Origin of the sequence: Roseimaritima multifibrata (assembly GCF_007741495.1) — a bacterium.
Classification (GTDB): Bacteria; Planctomycetota; Planctomycetia; order Pirellulales; family Pirellulaceae; genus Roseimaritima; species Roseimaritima multifibrata.
The window spans coordinates 4,668,494-4,684,233 of record NZ_CP036262.1 but is presented as its reverse complement, the minus strand read 5'-3'; the positions used below and the strand labels follow the sequence as shown (position 1 = coordinate 4,684,233).

The window sequence follows — 15,740 nt, the reverse complement described above, 5'->3', positions numbered from 1 at the left end:
CACCACTAAACTCTTAGCCGTTCCAGTAAGCTGGCTGGCCATTTAGTGATTGTCGACACATCGTGGCTTGTCCTTCACACTGCGTCGCATTCGAGTGTGTCCGGTCCATGCCAACGCAGCGATCGTAAAAATGAGAAGGCTGGAGGGCTCGGGAACCGCCGCCGCGACCATGTAGATCCTCGCATCACTATTAACAGCGAAATCCGGTAGGTTACCTCCGTCGAAGAAGGCATCATCTAGCGACACTTCGTAGAAATTTCCAACCGTTGCCATTGGATCTGACACGAAGTTCAGTCGAGCCAATAGAAAGGGACTATCCCCGCTGCTAATTGAACTGACTGAGAAGTCATCCGTTGCATCAATTACATCGATAAAATCGTTGGCCACCGGAGGACCAGGTGAATCAGAGATCGTTTCAAAGAATAGCCCACTATGTCCGAGGAAGATGTAATCTGGAGATGTTGCCGAAAGCTGCGGCGCCGTTCCAATCGATTCTAAAAAGTTTATTGGAGCTACCGGATGATCAACGACATTCACGCTGAAAAAGAGAAGGAAGCTGTCAAAACTGTCCGGGTTCAGAGCATCGGCGTTGCTGGATACAAGTACGTCCACGTACCCGCTTTCCCCCGGAGCAACCTCTGCGTCGGAAATCGTTATTAACAGGCCAGCTTGAGATTCAGATGTATCGAGCAGCGTGGCCGTTGCGATCAAGATCGCAGGGACAAGGTATTTTATCGTTTTCAATTTATTCACCTAGGTAAGTAATCACGTTGTTTAAATCGCGTTAGTCGTCCAACTCTTCTCTCGGCATCCCTAGAACTTTCTCACCGTCACGTTGACGCAGGAAGGTTGAGAAAAATCGCAGGTCGAATGCATCGACCATGCCGTTGCCGTCAACGTCTGCATCCGCGTGTAACGCGCTGTTCCGATAGGCGAGTCTCGCCTTTAGGAGATCGCTTGTATCGACGGCACCGTCACCGTTGATGTCCCCCTTCAATCGATGGAATTGAAGTTCATCGTCCCATTCGTTGTCGGCATCATCGTCCATGTCCAAGCGAATGGCATAGACGCCGTTTTCTTGGATTCCAGTTGCCCCGAATTGAAGGCGAAGCGTCAGTCCGTCCTGAACCGCTGTCACTGGTAAGTAGACTGGAGGCTCGATGGAATTTCCGTTCAGGTCTAGACGCTCGATGCGAATTCGGTCGTTACTTGAATCCTCATCGTTCAAGGATTCTAGAAGCTGGTCGATAAAGTTCTCATCATTAAAAAGAATGTCAGCTGAATGGACGGAGGAGCGGTTCTCCAATCCGTTGTTGACATCAAAACCAGTGACGACGGCGGCGGAAGGTTCCTCCAGTACAATATCGGAAAGCAGGACGTCCCCTTCTGGTCCCGGGTCCCCGTCCAGCAGGCTGTTGCCACCTTCGCGATTACCGAGGTGGTCCGTTCCGATACTGAAGAAGCGGTAGGGCCGGATCACGCCATCTTGTGGGACTGCAAATTTGATGGTTTCGTCGACCATGGCGGCTCCGCCGGGAATCGTGCCGATTAAGCTGACGATGGGACTTGCGGTTCCTGTTCTCGTTTCCACATAAACGTCGATCGAATCGACGTGACCGCCACCAACGTCGACGCCTGAAACATGCAGGTCAATAAACGCGTTTCCGTCAAAGATCGCCGAAAGGACTTGCGTGTCGGGGCCGACCGTGTCGGCGACTGCAAACGAATAGTCGGTTCGCGGCGTCACTTCGTTTTCGACATTTCCTGATCCGTCAGTGGCGACACTCCAGACCTGGATGATATCGCCCGGTTGGGCATCGATCGTTCTAGATAATAATTGGCTACCGGCCGGAGAAGCAGGCGATAACGTTATATCGCCAAACCGTTGAACCGCCGAATTCCCATTCTGCGGATTGACACGATAGAAAACCTCTAGGTGCTGGACGCCGGAAACCGGTGCATCCGCTCCCCCAGGAGGGTCTGCAAAGTCGACCAACAGGTCAAACAGGTTCGTCTCGGTATTCCATACCGCCGAGGCTACCGAGCTGTTGGGGCTCTGTTCATCAGGCACTGGCGGAGCAACGACGGGTGTTTGCGTTGTCACACTGCCGTTGGAATTTTGTCCGCTGCTATCTGTCAGGGTGACAGCTATCTCGTAGGATTCGACGTACGGCGTTGCGGTCAAATCGTATGAGTGGGGCAGCGAGAATGCACGTTCGCCGGCGGTGAACAGCAGTGTGTCTGTCTGACCATCACCCCACGTGATTTGGATGGTGTGTGTGTCCTCCAAACTGGCATCGCTGAACGTTCCTGCCAATGTCACGTTCCCGTTTTCGGCAACCATCGGTTCGATGTTCAAATTGGTGATCACAGGGGAGTCATTGCTAAGCAATAGTTCCGAAGTGCTTGCCGCGGCTGCCTGATCTGTATTCAGCACGGCGGTGTTAAACACGAATGCCGAGCCGGGTGGCAGTTCGGCCGCTTCATTGATGGTCACTTCGTAAGAAACCGTCCCAGAAGCCCCTGCAGGGATGTCTCCAAGTTCCCAGCGGACAACGCTTCCATCGACGACGCCACCGTCACTGATGTTCGTCGGAACTCCCACCACCGTTTCATCAAAGTCATCGATCAGCTGGCCGCCGGTGATGGTGGTATCGCCCGTGTTTTCGTAGCGGATGGTGTAAGTAACCGTATCGCCGGGGCTGGGGGTTTGGGGAGCTTGGGCGGCCGCAAAAATTGGGAACATGCGCGCGCCGGCGCGGAGCTGTGGTAGCTCCACGACCGTCGGTAATTCATAGGCAAGCGTGAGCGATGACGTGTCCAGGTCTCCGACCAGTAGTAACTGGGTCACGTGAGTATGAGCCCGGAAATTGAAATCCGGCTCTGCAATGACTTGAATGATATGGAAACCTTCGGCCGTCGGAGTCCAGTCCATTGGCAGCAGCGTCGGGTCTTCTAATCCGCCATCGGGAAAATTGACGAACCCGCTGCCAATTTCGAATGTGCGCACTTCTCCCGCGACGGGGAACAGATCATTAAATGTCACGGGAACATTTAGAAGAGGTTGGGCAAGTTCATAGTTAAAGGTGCCGACGATCGTCACCGGTTCACCGATTTGTGGATTGCCCGGTGGGATCACCGATTGAGTGAACTGAATCGACGGAAAGAAAACGTAGCCTCGTGAAGGTGGCGATCGCGGAGGGGACGGCGGTTCTTCAGGGGAATCGCCCAGCACGGTCAGCGTGGACTCAAACACAGTGCTCAACGTCCCCTCGGTGACTTCGAATCGAAGGGTGTAATCCCCGTCCAATTCAGGGGACCGGATCGTATGCAAAAAATTACCGTTGGACGCCGTTAGGACGGTGGACGCCGCCAGCACAAGACCGCTCGCAGGATCAAGCAATCGCATGGTCACGCTTGCACCTTGGATTGGAAAATCAAAGTCTCCTGGAACCGTACTGAAATCGTAGTATGCCTGTCCACCAACCGCTACAAGTTCGTTTCGGTAGACCGTTTTGTCAGAGATATTCGCGGTAATTGCGGCCGTCCCGAAGTCGGGGCTGCCCACCTGCAGGATTTGAATGTCCTCGTTGTTGGATTCATCCAATTCCTCGATTTCCGAGCCCGCGTCAACCTCCACTCGAACTAACAGGAATACGTCTTCTTGAGGTAGAGGCGGCTGGCCTGCGGATCCGTCCCAGGTAAAGAGAACCTCGCTTTGGGAAGTCTCCCCCTCGCTGTCGGGACTCGCATCGATTGAATCGATCACTGTATGACCAATTTCAACGAACGATTCGCTGACGGCGTCATACACCATGAACCGGACGGGGACGTCGGTTGCGGCAAGCGACCCGGCATTGGTCACATCAACGACAAAGTTGACCGGATCGCCAACCGCTGGGTTAATCGGCAAATAGCGAATGTCCGAAGAGATCAACGTCAGGTCTGGCAGCGGAGGTAGGTTGACAATCACTTTTAAGTTCTGGCTGCTGACGCCTCCATCGCCATCGTCCACCGTGACCACCACCAGATAGGTCCCGGCGACATTGTATTCATGATCCAGATCGAATTTCTTGCCATCTAGGTCAAGGGTTTCTTGGCCGGTGCCATCGGCATAATCGACCGTCACGGTCCAGGTGTCCGGTCCTGGGTCCACGAACGATCCCTCCACCGTAATGGAGTCGCCTCGAACGATCGTGACCTCGGAATCAAGGATTAGCGTTGGAGCGATATTCTGAACCGAGACGGTTGTCGTATCCGAATCGACCTTGCCACGATCATCTTCGACGCGGACCGTTACGCTAACGTTCTTAGTTCCATCGACATCCGTCGCGGAGAAGGTGGGCTGCGCCCCCGTTTCATCGCCACGTTCCGCATCGATACCGGTTTCACCGAACAGACCATCGCCATCCAGATCCCAGGTGATCGTCAGGTTTTCGATCCCTTTGTCATCCGTTGAACCGTTGGCGTTCAGTTGGATCGATCCACCTTCGCCCACCTCGTACGATTCACCGGCATTGGCAATCGGCGGTGCGTTAAGCTGCACGTTGACGGTGGTCGTCGCGGTCACCGCCGCCGCGCGACCATCATCGACGGATACCGTTGCCGTAAACTGGGCGACGTTGCCGATTCCCAAAGCGTCCAGTTCGGACCAGGGGATCATCGGCGTCATGCCTACAGCGTCGCTGAAATCTCCGTCGCCGTTAAGATCCCAGGTATAGTCAAGAGGGTCGTCGTCGGGGGCCGAGGAAAGGGAGGCGTCAAGTGTCAGCGAATCTCCCTCGTCGATAAAGTAGGGGCCGCCAGCGTCGGCGGTGGGGGCCAAATTTCCTGCAATGATCGTCAGCACGACATCGTTCCCGGTCGCCCCGTCTAGCCCCAGGTACGAGATGCGGGCATCCAGCGGAACGCCCAGAAAATTGGTCAGAATTGACCCTTCGGGCAGTCCAGCGAACTCCCCTTCGATCGGATCGGTCTCATCATTTTCAACGATCACAAGTTGTTGACCGAGCAGCGGATCGAATCCGTTGGTGGTCGCCGTTTGCAACGTCACGCCGGCGCCGATGATCAGCGTTCCAGTGACGCTGACCTGATCGTGACCGTTGGCCGTTTCATCCGCGTCGGGGCCATCGATTTCCAGATCCAGCACCGTCGCATCGGCAAATTCGATAGCGCCCGCTAGGCGAAGGATGCCGGGCGACTGTCCCGGCGCGATGGTTCCAATCAGCGATAGGGTATTGGCTCCCATATCGATATCGGTTCCCGCATGGTCATGGAATGCCGATCCGATCAGGCTCACGTTGTCGGTGAACGTCGCGGTATCAATGTCGATGATTCCGGCGGTTGCATCCCCGATCGTGATCGAATTAAAACCGTCAACCAGCAGCGCTAATTCGGCATCGCTTAAATTCAGATCCCCAGCCCCGCCCCCGATTCCAATCGGTGTACCCGCCTGTCCAGGTGCAATGGTCAGAAGGCCGGTCGACTGGACGGTTCCCGATTGAAGGTCAATTGAATCGGCCTGAATGGTGATATCGCCCGCTGTACTGGCGTCTCCGATTAGGCTGACTCCGCCAAGTCTCAGCCCATCGTTATTACTGCCTGAACCGACGCCCGCTTCGGCGATGATTTCGATGTCACCCGCGACGGTAACTATTTTGGCGTCGGTGGATATGTCCACACCGACCAGATCATAGGTCCCTCCATCTCCACCGGACCCTTCGATGGTGATGTTGCCGGCGTTGTCAGATGCTGCACCCGTGGATTGGACAAATCCTTTGCGAATCCAGACGCCTCTGTTCGCGTGCTGGGGGCCGTTTCCGCCGTCGCCAATAATACGGATATCACCAGCGATGGTGGACACTATGGAACTGTCAACGGTTTCTCCCAGCAATTGAATGCCAAGGCCTCCCTCGGTCCCGCTGCTGCCATCGATGGTGATTGTGGCAGCATGTGCTTTGTCGCTTCCAAGCGATTTTACAGATCCGCCGTAGGCAACTTCAACTCCACTTCGATATTGGCCACTGCCTGTTCCCAAGATCTGAATATCACCATCGGTAGAGTAAACTTCTCCGTGAATGCGGACTCCAGACGTCATCGAAGCCTTGGTTTGACCTTCAATCGTGATTGTCGCCGCCGACGTACCGACTCCAGTAGAGGCGATGCTTCCTTGCATTAAGACGTAACCAGTTGATAAGGGGGCGTCACCCTTGATCGAAGAGACCGAAATGTCCCCGTCGATGCTTGTTATACTCCCACTTACCGACACGGCACGACTGTCGTCGATACGGATCTGGCCTGCATGGATTCCGGTCCCTGTTGAGGAAATCGAACCATGGACGTAGATGCTTCGGGCACTGTTCAACGCGATGTTACCGTCAACGGTGTCAATTCGACTTCCTTCGGACAGGCTGATCGACCCACCTTCGCCACCCAAACTCTCAATTGAAATTTCGGCTGCATCTGCACCGACGCCCGTTGATTCAATCTGCACCAACCCAGAGGGGCCGAATAGTCCGTTGGAGCCATTGGCATTGACGGTCAGTGCAATGTCACCTTCCACACTTGTGATCAGATTTCTGCCACCGTAAGCGAAGGTCATGGCAGTACCGCTTGTACCATCAGGAAGGACGCCTGTGAGGGAGATCTTTGCAGCGTTCGGCCCCGTTCCGGTGGACGCAATCGTGTCGAATGTTTCAACGCGGAGCCCGATGGTACTGCCTGATGACCCTCCTTGCCCGAAGATGGTTAAGTCGCCATCGATGGTCGTAAAAGAGGTCGTGGACCTGCGGACAGTGACGCCATAGTTATCGTAGCTGCCCTCCTCCCCCCCTATCCCAAGGATCGAAATTTCTGCCGCATGTACGCCCGTCCCTGTCGAGGCAACCTGGGAACCGTCGATGTACACTCCTAGGCTCCGGCCTGCACTTCCGTAGCCTTCGACGGTGACATCGCCGTCGACGCTGTTGACCATATTTCGGGACATGGAAACACCCCTTCCGTAGGCCCCCAGTCCGGCGGTACCGTTGACGGTGATTGAGGCGGCGTCGCTTCCTACTCCGCTGGATGTAAGTGAACTTTGGTATTGCAAAATGACACCGCTCCCTACGTCGCCTCCAGTTCCATCAATCGATATGGCGCCATCGATGCTGGAGATGGCCGTGTCGGTACCGACGTAAACGCCGTCGTTTCCCGAAGTACCTGATCCCCCGATACCCGTGATCGTGATTGTGGCTGCGTCGATCGCCGGGCTGGCTGAGGAAATACCGGTCGAAGAGATCGACGCTTCTTCGATGCTAACACCTGCACTGGATTTTCCCGTCCCTGCACCACCAGTACCTGTAATCGAAATCGCACCGACGACACTGGTGATCGAACCTTCTTCATCGCCTCGGAAATAGACACCGTGGTTGCTGTTGACGCCGGCGCCGCCCGTCCCATGGATATCGATTTGAGCCGCGTCGGTGTCGGTCCCGGTCGAGGAAATCGACACGTCGCGATCGAGGAAGACGCCGTGCAGTGAGCTACCTGTCGCAGAAGCTCCGCCCCGTCCGGTGATTTCAATGTCGCCGACTTTACTGGTGATTGACTTGCCCGCTCCGGAAAACCAAACCCCCACTTGATTTTCGGCTCCCGTCCCATCGATCGTTATCGAGGCGGCATGGTTCGCGTTGATGCCCGTTGATGTAATATTGCCGCGAAGCAGGATCGAACCGACTCCGGTCGACGGATCGGTGATTTGGTTGACGATCCGAATGTCGCCATCGACGCTGGTCAGGTCACCGTTGACCTGGATGGAATGAGTCGATGCGTCGCCGATCAGAATCTTGGCTGCGGTTTCGCCGGTGCCGGTCGATTCGACGGTACCCACCGTGATCGCGCCGCCCCTAAGGACGATGTCGCTGGTTTCACTCGTAATGCTGCCCGCATTGACGGTTCCACCGTCGAAGCGAATCATTCCGTCCCCGGTCGAAGTGAGCACTCCCGTTCCATACGCAGACGATCCATTCAGCCCGGTGAATGACACGTCCCCATCGATGGTTGATAGCGTCAGACTTGCCCCTGAAACACCGCTTTCGCTGTGGATAGTAATCGTTGCAGCTTGATCACCTTCGCCTGAGGAGACTAGTTCAGTGCTGCTGATCACGACTCCGGTATCCCCGGTTCCTGCCCCACCACCTTCACCGCGAATGTCGATATTCCCGATCACGCTTTTCACTGCGGATGCATTGATATACGTTCCGTAATTTTGGCGATCTGCGATGCCACCCGTTCCGTTGATCGTAATGGTGGCCGGGGTTCCCGTCGCATTGTCGGGGGTGCCGAGCGAGGCAATTTCAACATTGCTTAAAACCAGTCCGCGGTTGGAACTTTGGGAAACGTCCGGATCCCCTGTCCCTCCGATACCGGTGATCAAGATATCGCCAACGAAGCTACTGACGCTGCTGCGATTGATGCTGTCGATCAAAACGCCGTAGTTATTCGATTGCCCGAATCCACCTTCACCGTGGATCGTGATCGTCGCTGCGTGGGCGGTCGTTCCGGTCGATTGAATGGCTCCGAAATCGCGCATGCGGACACCGACGTTGCTCGGCCCTGTCCCTGTCCCTGTTCTTCCCGTGATAAGAATCGCTCCATCGACACTAGTGATCCCTTCGCTGGCACCGTCGAAGTAGACGCCATGGTTCCCTCCCCCTGTGTCGCCCCCTGTACCATCGATCGTTATCTTGGCGGGACTTGGAATCGTGCCGTCCGAAAGCCATTTCGATTCAATGCCTTCGATGTTTGCAATGTGTACTCCGTAGTTGTTCGATCCGGCACCGTTGCTACCTTGGCCGGTGATCAGGATTTCGCCGTCTTTGGTCGTCAGGGCAGCACCGGAGCTGATTGTGACGCCATGGTTGGCTCCGGTTCCTTGTCCGCCCGTTCCGTCAATGATGATATCGGCTTCGCCAACGGCGTCGATCGATGCGGTGACGTTGACGCCGCCATCCCCACTCCGCGTTCCGTCTCCTGTCCCAAGGCCGGTGATCGTGACGTCACCGTCGGTCGTCGTGATTGATCCGGAAACCGTGATTCCACTACCGGACGTGTTGATTCCTCCGGTCCCTTGAATATCGATCTTCGCGGCGTTCTCTCCGAGGCCGGTCGAGGCGATCGTAAGTCCGATCGATCCACCTGAATTGCCATAGCCGCTGCCGTCGCTTCCTCGGCCGACAATGGAAATATCGCCATAGACGCTGGTCAGCTGTGTGGTTGAGCCATTAAGCGACAGGCCAACACCGCTGCGGGTGCCATCGCCGCCCTCACCGATGATCGTGATCGAGGCGGCATCGATGCCGGTTCCCGTCGATGCAATCGATCCAATACTGTCGGAGCGAACGCCGTAGTTCGTATCGCCGGTGCCATCCCCGTTCCCTTGCCCGATAATTAAAATGTCGCCATCGATGCTGAGGATATCGGTCGTCGCACCCGCCAAGCGAACCCCGTAGTTGTTTCGGGACTCTGCCCCGCCCGTCCCATCGATCGTGATCGTTGCGGCATCGGGGCCGGTACCCGTTGATTCAATAACGTCCGCCGCACTGATATTCACGCCATAGAAATTGCTGCCGCTGGCACTGCTGCGGTGCCCCCCCACGCCCACGATGCTGATGTCTCCATACGCACTTCGGACCACGATGTCGGCACCATCGATGTTGACGCCGTACGCGGCAGTGGAACTGTCTCCACCGGTCCCTTCGATCTGAATCGTTCCCGCCGAAGACGTTTCGCTGGTCGATTCGATCGTGGTCCCCTCTTCCAGCGAAATCCCGTAGTTTCGATATTCTGCCGGGTCATTGCCGCCGAATCCGACCAGCTGGATGTTTCCTGACCCGCTGGTTCGAATCGTCGCCCCCACAGATTCCAAACCGATGGAATCACCGATGGCGTCCGCATTCGGGTTGCCCGATAGTAGGATCCCCCCATCGACCGTCGTCAGGCTTGATCTTTGATCGAGAAGGATTTTCTGAGCTGCGACAAACTGAATGACTCCACCGGTCGATTCGATCGATGTGTCGTCACGGACGGTAATTTCACCCGCCGACGCGTAAATTCCTGCATCGCCCAGTGAAAACGGATTCTCCCCGTCAAAAAACAGACGGTCATTGCTGCCAGCGTCCTCATAGCGAAAACTGGTGAGTTCGCTAACTAGCCGCGTTTGCTCCCCTGCGGTTACCGAATCGAGGTCGGAATTGCTGGTAAAGCCAAAATAGCCTCCGCGATTGTGCTGCAGTAAACCGGCTTCGCTGACCGAAAAGAACATCAAATCGTTTGTGGCATCCCCACTGAACAGAATGTCATTGCTAGTGCCAAGAACGGGGGTACCGACGGCCAGGAGGCGACGGTCTTCCAGCTGTTCAATGCGAATGAGGCGGCGTCGGGGGCGTAGTGCAGCGGCTAAACGTCGCCGCGCAGTTTGTCCGCGGCTGGAGGCTGGGACGCGGGGAGCCGATCGCTTCGGAAACATGCTGGACCGTTGGAGTGGCAGGAAAGACGATGGATAATTGGCTGAAATGCAGAAAATCGGACGTCTGCGGGGTTTCTGGTAGACCGCAACGGAGCCGAAGCGGTCCGGATGTAGCGGTCGTCCTGCCTGTCATGCGAGAAAGAGATGGACAGTGTCCTGAGTTTTTTTGTTGAATGAACCTTCTGTCGCAATGGGACACCCACTTGCAAGAATGGCCGTTTCCGGCGACACTTTGCGGCACTTACCGAAATCAGGCCCAACCCTCCGACCCGCCGTATTGCAGGTCGGCGTGGGATTGAGCCACGGCTAAATTAGCCAAACGAGGTTCCCTTTACCCTTTTAGATCTACCTGATTCGTTAACGTTTAGACGTTTATCGTTCGTAGATCGTCCGTAGGAGCATTGCCGAAATGGCACGTTACACAGGTCCAAAAGCTCGCATCAATCGTCGCCTTGGGGCGCTCATTTATGAAACATCGGGTGCATCGAAAGCCCTCGATCGCCGCCCAGCCCCTCCGGGAATGCACACCCGGGGACGTCGTCCCAGTAACTACGGGATCGCGTTGATGGAGAAGCAGAAGATCAAGCATTACTACGGTCTAGGGGAACGTCAGCTTCGTCGTTACTTTGATGCTGTTAGTCGTCGTTCAGGCAACACCGGTGAATTGTTGTTGTTGATGTGCGAATCCCGCTTGGACAACGTTGTCCGTCGCTGTGGATTTGCCAAGACTCGCCCACAAGCTCGTCAAGGCGTTGTGCACGGTCACTTCTTCGTTAACGGTACGAAGGTTGCCAAGCCTAACTACCTGCTTCGTCCAGGCGACATCATCGAAGTACGTAACCGCGAAAAACTGAAAGATGTTTATCGTGGCGTTATCGCTAACTCCAGTCCTGACGCGCTTGATTGGGTCGCTTTCGATAGCGAAAACCTAAAAGCAACCGTCCAGGGATTGCCAGGGCCAAGCGACATTAGTTTGCCCGTCGATGCAAACGCCGTCGTCGAATTCTTGTCGCGATAGTCGAGTGCACTGCACATTGAAAACAACGCCGCCCGTGCCGAATGACTTTTGGTGCGGGTGGGTTGGTTTCTGGACTTAATTTATTTTGTTTCTCGCATAGATCCTCCAACACACGCTCCATCTGATGCATACTCCACTGGTTGTTTTGGGAGGTGGCCCTGGTGGCTACGCGGCGGCTTTCTTGGCTGCTGACGAAGGGCTAGACGTCACGATCGTCGAAGCCGAAGCTCGCCTGGGCGGAACTTGCTTGCTGCGTGGCTGTATCCCCAGCAAAGCACTTCTTCATGTCGCTCGAGTCATCAGTGAAGTCGATGAACTGCGTGCCGATTGGGGTGTCCGCTACGACGCGAACCCTGAAATCGATGTCGACGCTGTGCGGGCGAGAAAAGAAAAGGTCATCGATAATTTAACGGGCGGCCTGGCCAATTTGGCCAAGCGACGCAAGGTCACCGTGATCCGGGCTCGTGGTTCATTTATCGATTCCAAAACAATGAAACTGGAAGGGGACGATCCTTCCATCCCCGAAGGTGGACAGCTGACCTTCGATCACTGCATTCTGGCTACCGGAAGTGTGCCAGCGATGCCTCCTGCCTTCGATATTGGCAGCGACAAGGTGATGGACAGCACCGGAGCCCTCGCGCTGGCCGACATCCCGGAAACGTTGTTGGTTGTCGGTGGTGGTTACATCGGGCTGGAAATGGGCAGCGTTTACGCAGGCCTTGGCAGTAAAGTCACGGTGGTCGAACTGAGCGACGGTTTGTTGCCCGGCGCCGACCGCGATCTGGTCAAACCGCTGGCGAAACGGATCGAGAAAATGGTTGACGGACGCCTTTGGTTGAACACCAAAGTCGGTTCGATGGCCGAGTCCGAAGATGGCAAGGTCGAAGTCACGTTCGAAGGCCCTGGCAAGTTCGGTCATGAACGATTCGATCGAGTCCTCGTGTCGATCGGTCGCCGCCCTGTCTCCAGAGGCTTAGGGCTGGAAAATACAAAAGTGGTTGTCAACGAACGCGGGTTTGTGGAGTGCGATTCGCAGCAGCGGACCGCAGATCCACACATCCTGGCAATCGGTGACGTCGCTGGCGATCCAATGTTGGCTCACAAAGCCAGCCACGAAGGGCGCGTTGCCGCTGAAGTTGTTGCGGGCAAACCATCGGTATTCGACAAAGCGGCGATCCCTGCGGTTGTCTTCACCGATCCTGAAATCGCTTGGGCTGGATTGACCGAAGAAGAAGCGAAAAACGCCGGCCGCAATTACGAGGTGGCTGTTTATCCTTGGGCTGCCAGTGGTCGTGCTCAAGCACTCGGACGGACCGAAGGTTTGACCAAATGGCTGGTCGATCCCGATACCAAACGCGTTATCGGTTGTGGTATCGTCGGTGCAGGTGCAGGTGAACTGATCGCCGAAGCTGTTTTGGCACTCGAAATGGGCTGCGAAGTTGGTGATATCGCCGAAACCGTGCACGCCCATCCGACCCTTGGCGAAACGTTGATGAACTCCGCCGAGGTCTTCTTCGGAACGGCCACCGAGATTTACAAACCGAAGCGTGCCAAGTCGTAGCCGGTTGGCGTTTGCTGTTCAACTTAAAACGGGTCGTCGATGAATTCTGAATTGGTGAAGACAAAGGCGTCCACGCTTCCCCCGACCTTGCAGTGGGTCGGAGGCATCGACGGTTTTTTGCGTTTGATAGATCAGACGAAGCTACCGGTCGAAGAGGTCTACTTCGACTGTAACAGTGTCGAACAAACGCACGACGCCATTTATCGACTTGTGGTTCGTGGAGCTCCCGCAATCGGGATCGCAGCGGCCTACGGTGTCAGCGTCGCGATCGGTACTGCGATGAAGGAACAGGCCGATGCACGCAAAGCGGCTCTGGCGGCGATCGACTATTTAGCGACCAGTCGACCGACCGCGGTGAATCTTTTTTGGGCTCTCGATCAGATGCGAGTGGTCGTCAATGAAGCGACCGATCAAGAGCTAGCGGATCGCGTCCTCCAGAAGGCCAAAGCGATTCATGAGCAAGATCGGCAGACCTGTGCGGCCATTGGTCAGCATGGTGCGCCATTGCTGAACGGTTGCCGCAATGTGTTGACGCACTGCAATGCAGGGGCCTTGGCAGCATCGGAAAAGGGGACGGCGTTGGCAGTGATTTATGCTGCACACGAACTGCAACCTGAATTGCATGTTTACGCTGATGAGACTCGCCCACTTCTGCAGGGGGCGCGTTTGACTGCGTGGGAATTGGCTCGCTCGGGCGTTGACGTGACGGTTTTGTGCGACAACATGGCGGCCAGTTTAATGCAGGCCGGTAAGGTCGATGCCGTGGTCGTCGGGGCGGACCGGATTGCCGCAAACGGAGACGCAGCGAACAAGATTGGGACTTATCCGCTGGCGATTGTCGCGCGGCATCATGGCGTTCCTTTTTATGTTGCAGCGCCTGTTAGCACGTTTGATCGAACGTTGGCCGATGGGGCGGGGATTCCAATCGAACAACGCGACGCACGCGAAGTATCGCATCCATACGGAACGCAGACCGCCGCCGACGGGGCGAATATCTACAACCCCGCCTTCGATGTGACACCAGCCGAATTGATCACCGCAATCATCACTGACCAGGGGATCATCCAGCCAGTCAACGCCGCAAACGTCGCCAAGACAATCGGGTTGTCGTAAAGGCAACTCGAAGACGTTTGTTGTCGACAGGCCGGAGGACTTGCGCCCTGCCGTTAAGGAATTGTTTTCTTAGCGGAACGGCGCAAGCCGTCCGGCCTTTTCCTTTTAAGCGTTTGGTGTCGACGGGCCGGAGGACTCGCGCCCTGCCGCTAGGAACTGTTTTCTTAGCGGAACGGCGCAAGCCGTCCGGCCTTTCTTTTATGCGTTTGTTGTCGACAGGCCGGAGTACTCGCGCCCTGCCGTTAAGGAAATGGATGGCATTTCCCCGAACCGTTTGCGACGGGAACTACGCTTGCCGGACTTCCCGCAGTCGGCCGCTGGCCAACCACATGTTGCATAGCGAAAGTGAGCTGATGGATACGGCGTATGCGAGCGCGACGCCGAAAGTGCCAAACATGCGGTTAAGCCATACCGTAAGGACTGTCAGCAGAATGGCATGCCCGAGCAAAGAGCCTAGCAAACGCCTTAGTGCATCGGTGTACTGAAGGTAGGTCGGGGCAAGGGAGCAGATCGTCCAAATGCTGGAACCGATCGCGATGACGCACAACGAAGGGTACGCAACCACATACTTGTCGCCGTACCAACCGAGGATCGTTCTCCCAAAGAAGAAGACGAGCCCCAGGAAACCGGTGATTCCAAAACCGATCCACTGCAGTCGCAGCCAACGCATCTTGCGGCCTTCTGCCCAGTTATTTGTGGTGAGGTATTCGGAAATCATCGGTTGAAAATATTTGTCGGTCGATTTCGCCAAAAGTAAAACCAAACAACCCGTTTCCAGCGCCGGTGCCAATAAAGCGAGTTCGTTTCCTGAATGAGGAATGTGATGCATGATCACTAACGGAGCTCGAAAGATCCAAGCGGTAAGGAAACTGAAAACCAGAAAAGAGAGACTGTTCAGAAACCAAGGGCCAGCAAGAAAGATCGGCCGGGAATCCAACGTCAATGGTTCTGATTTTGTGAAATTCGCACCGATCGCGATCGGCAGGCAAATCAGGCTTCCCGCTCCAAACGCGAACACCGCTGTGCTAGGGGATAACCTCTCCGCTTGGATGGTTAACCCGATGCAGATCAAGGTCGTCAACGGGATCACGATTCGTGCCAGTAAGGTCGCAAACACAGGCATGCGAAAGGCTAGTAAGAAGTCGATCGCGACTCCGACGACCGCCATGACAGGCAGATAGACCAACGCTTCCAGGACAACCTTTTCTCGTTCTTCGACTTGGACGGCAAGTTCGATGATCGCGGCAAGCCCTGCCAATAGGATGCCCAGCAAGATGGCTGAACCGAGGGCAAATCGCAGGAAACCACCCAGCAATCCGGCTTCTTTTTGCAAGACATACTGAGGCACAATCTTTAGGCTGTATTTTCCGATGCCCCCTTCGCCCAGTGAGGCCAGCAGCCCCAGGGTTGCAATTGCCCCGATGTAGCTTTCAAATTCGCTGGGCTCCAAATTCCTTGCCAGCAAAATGGTTGCTGCGTACGCCAGTAAAATGCCCACAATATTGGCACACACCAATACAAGGGGAATAAAACGGATTTCG

At 55.6% G+C, this 15,740-nt stretch carries 6 protein-coding genes; 3 read left to right on the top strand and 3 right to left on the bottom strand.

Translation table 11 applies throughout. The features are described 5' to 3' along the window. Nucleotides 1-42 precede the first annotated feature (42 nt). Nucleotides 43-744 carry a hypothetical protein gene (locus FF011L_RS16910; protein WP_145352782.1) on the bottom strand — a complete coding sequence of 234 codons (702 nt, stop codon included), beginning with the start codon at nt 742-744 and terminating at the stop codon, nt 43-45. A gap of 40 nt (nt 745-784) precedes the next feature. Next, nucleotides 785-10,507, bottom strand: coding sequence for a PKD domain-containing protein (locus tag FF011L_RS16905; protein ID WP_145352781.1), 9,723 nt, complete (start codon nt 10,505-10,507; stop codon nt 785-787). Between the two features lie 409 nt (nt 10,508-10,916). Here FF011L_RS16905 and rpsD point away from each other — a divergent pair, with 409 nt between their 5' ends. From rpsD to mtnA, 3 genes are all read left to right on the top strand, one after another. Further along, nucleotides 10,917-11,525 carry a 30S ribosomal protein S4 gene (rpsD, locus tag FF011L_RS16900; RefSeq protein WP_145352780.1) on the top strand — a complete coding sequence of 203 codons (609 nt, stop codon included), beginning with the start codon at nt 10,917-10,919 and terminating at the stop codon, nt 11,523-11,525. A 124-nt stretch (nt 11,526-11,649) separates the two neighbouring features. After that, nucleotides 11,650-13,086, top strand: coding sequence for a dihydrolipoyl dehydrogenase (lpdA, locus tag FF011L_RS16895; RefSeq protein WP_145352779.1), 1,437 nt, complete (start codon nt 11,650-11,652; stop codon nt 13,084-13,086). Nucleotides 13,087-13,125: 39 nt separating this feature from the next. Further along, the gene (mtnA, locus tag FF011L_RS16890; RefSeq protein WP_145352778.1) at nt 13,126-14,199 is read left to right on the top strand and encodes an S-methyl-5-thioribose-1-phosphate isomerase; all 1,074 of its coding nucleotides are present in this window, start codon (nt 13,126-13,128) and stop codon (nt 14,197-14,199) included. A gap of 286 nt (nt 14,200-14,485) precedes the next feature. Here the strand turns inward: mtnA and FF011L_RS16885 are convergent, their stop codons facing one another. Then, nucleotides 14,486-15,712, bottom strand: a complete 1,227-nt coding sequence (locus tag FF011L_RS16885; protein WP_145352777.1) for a lipopolysaccharide biosynthesis protein — start codon at nt 15,710-15,712, stop codon at nt 14,486-14,488. Nucleotides 15,713-15,740 lie beyond the last annotated feature (28 nt).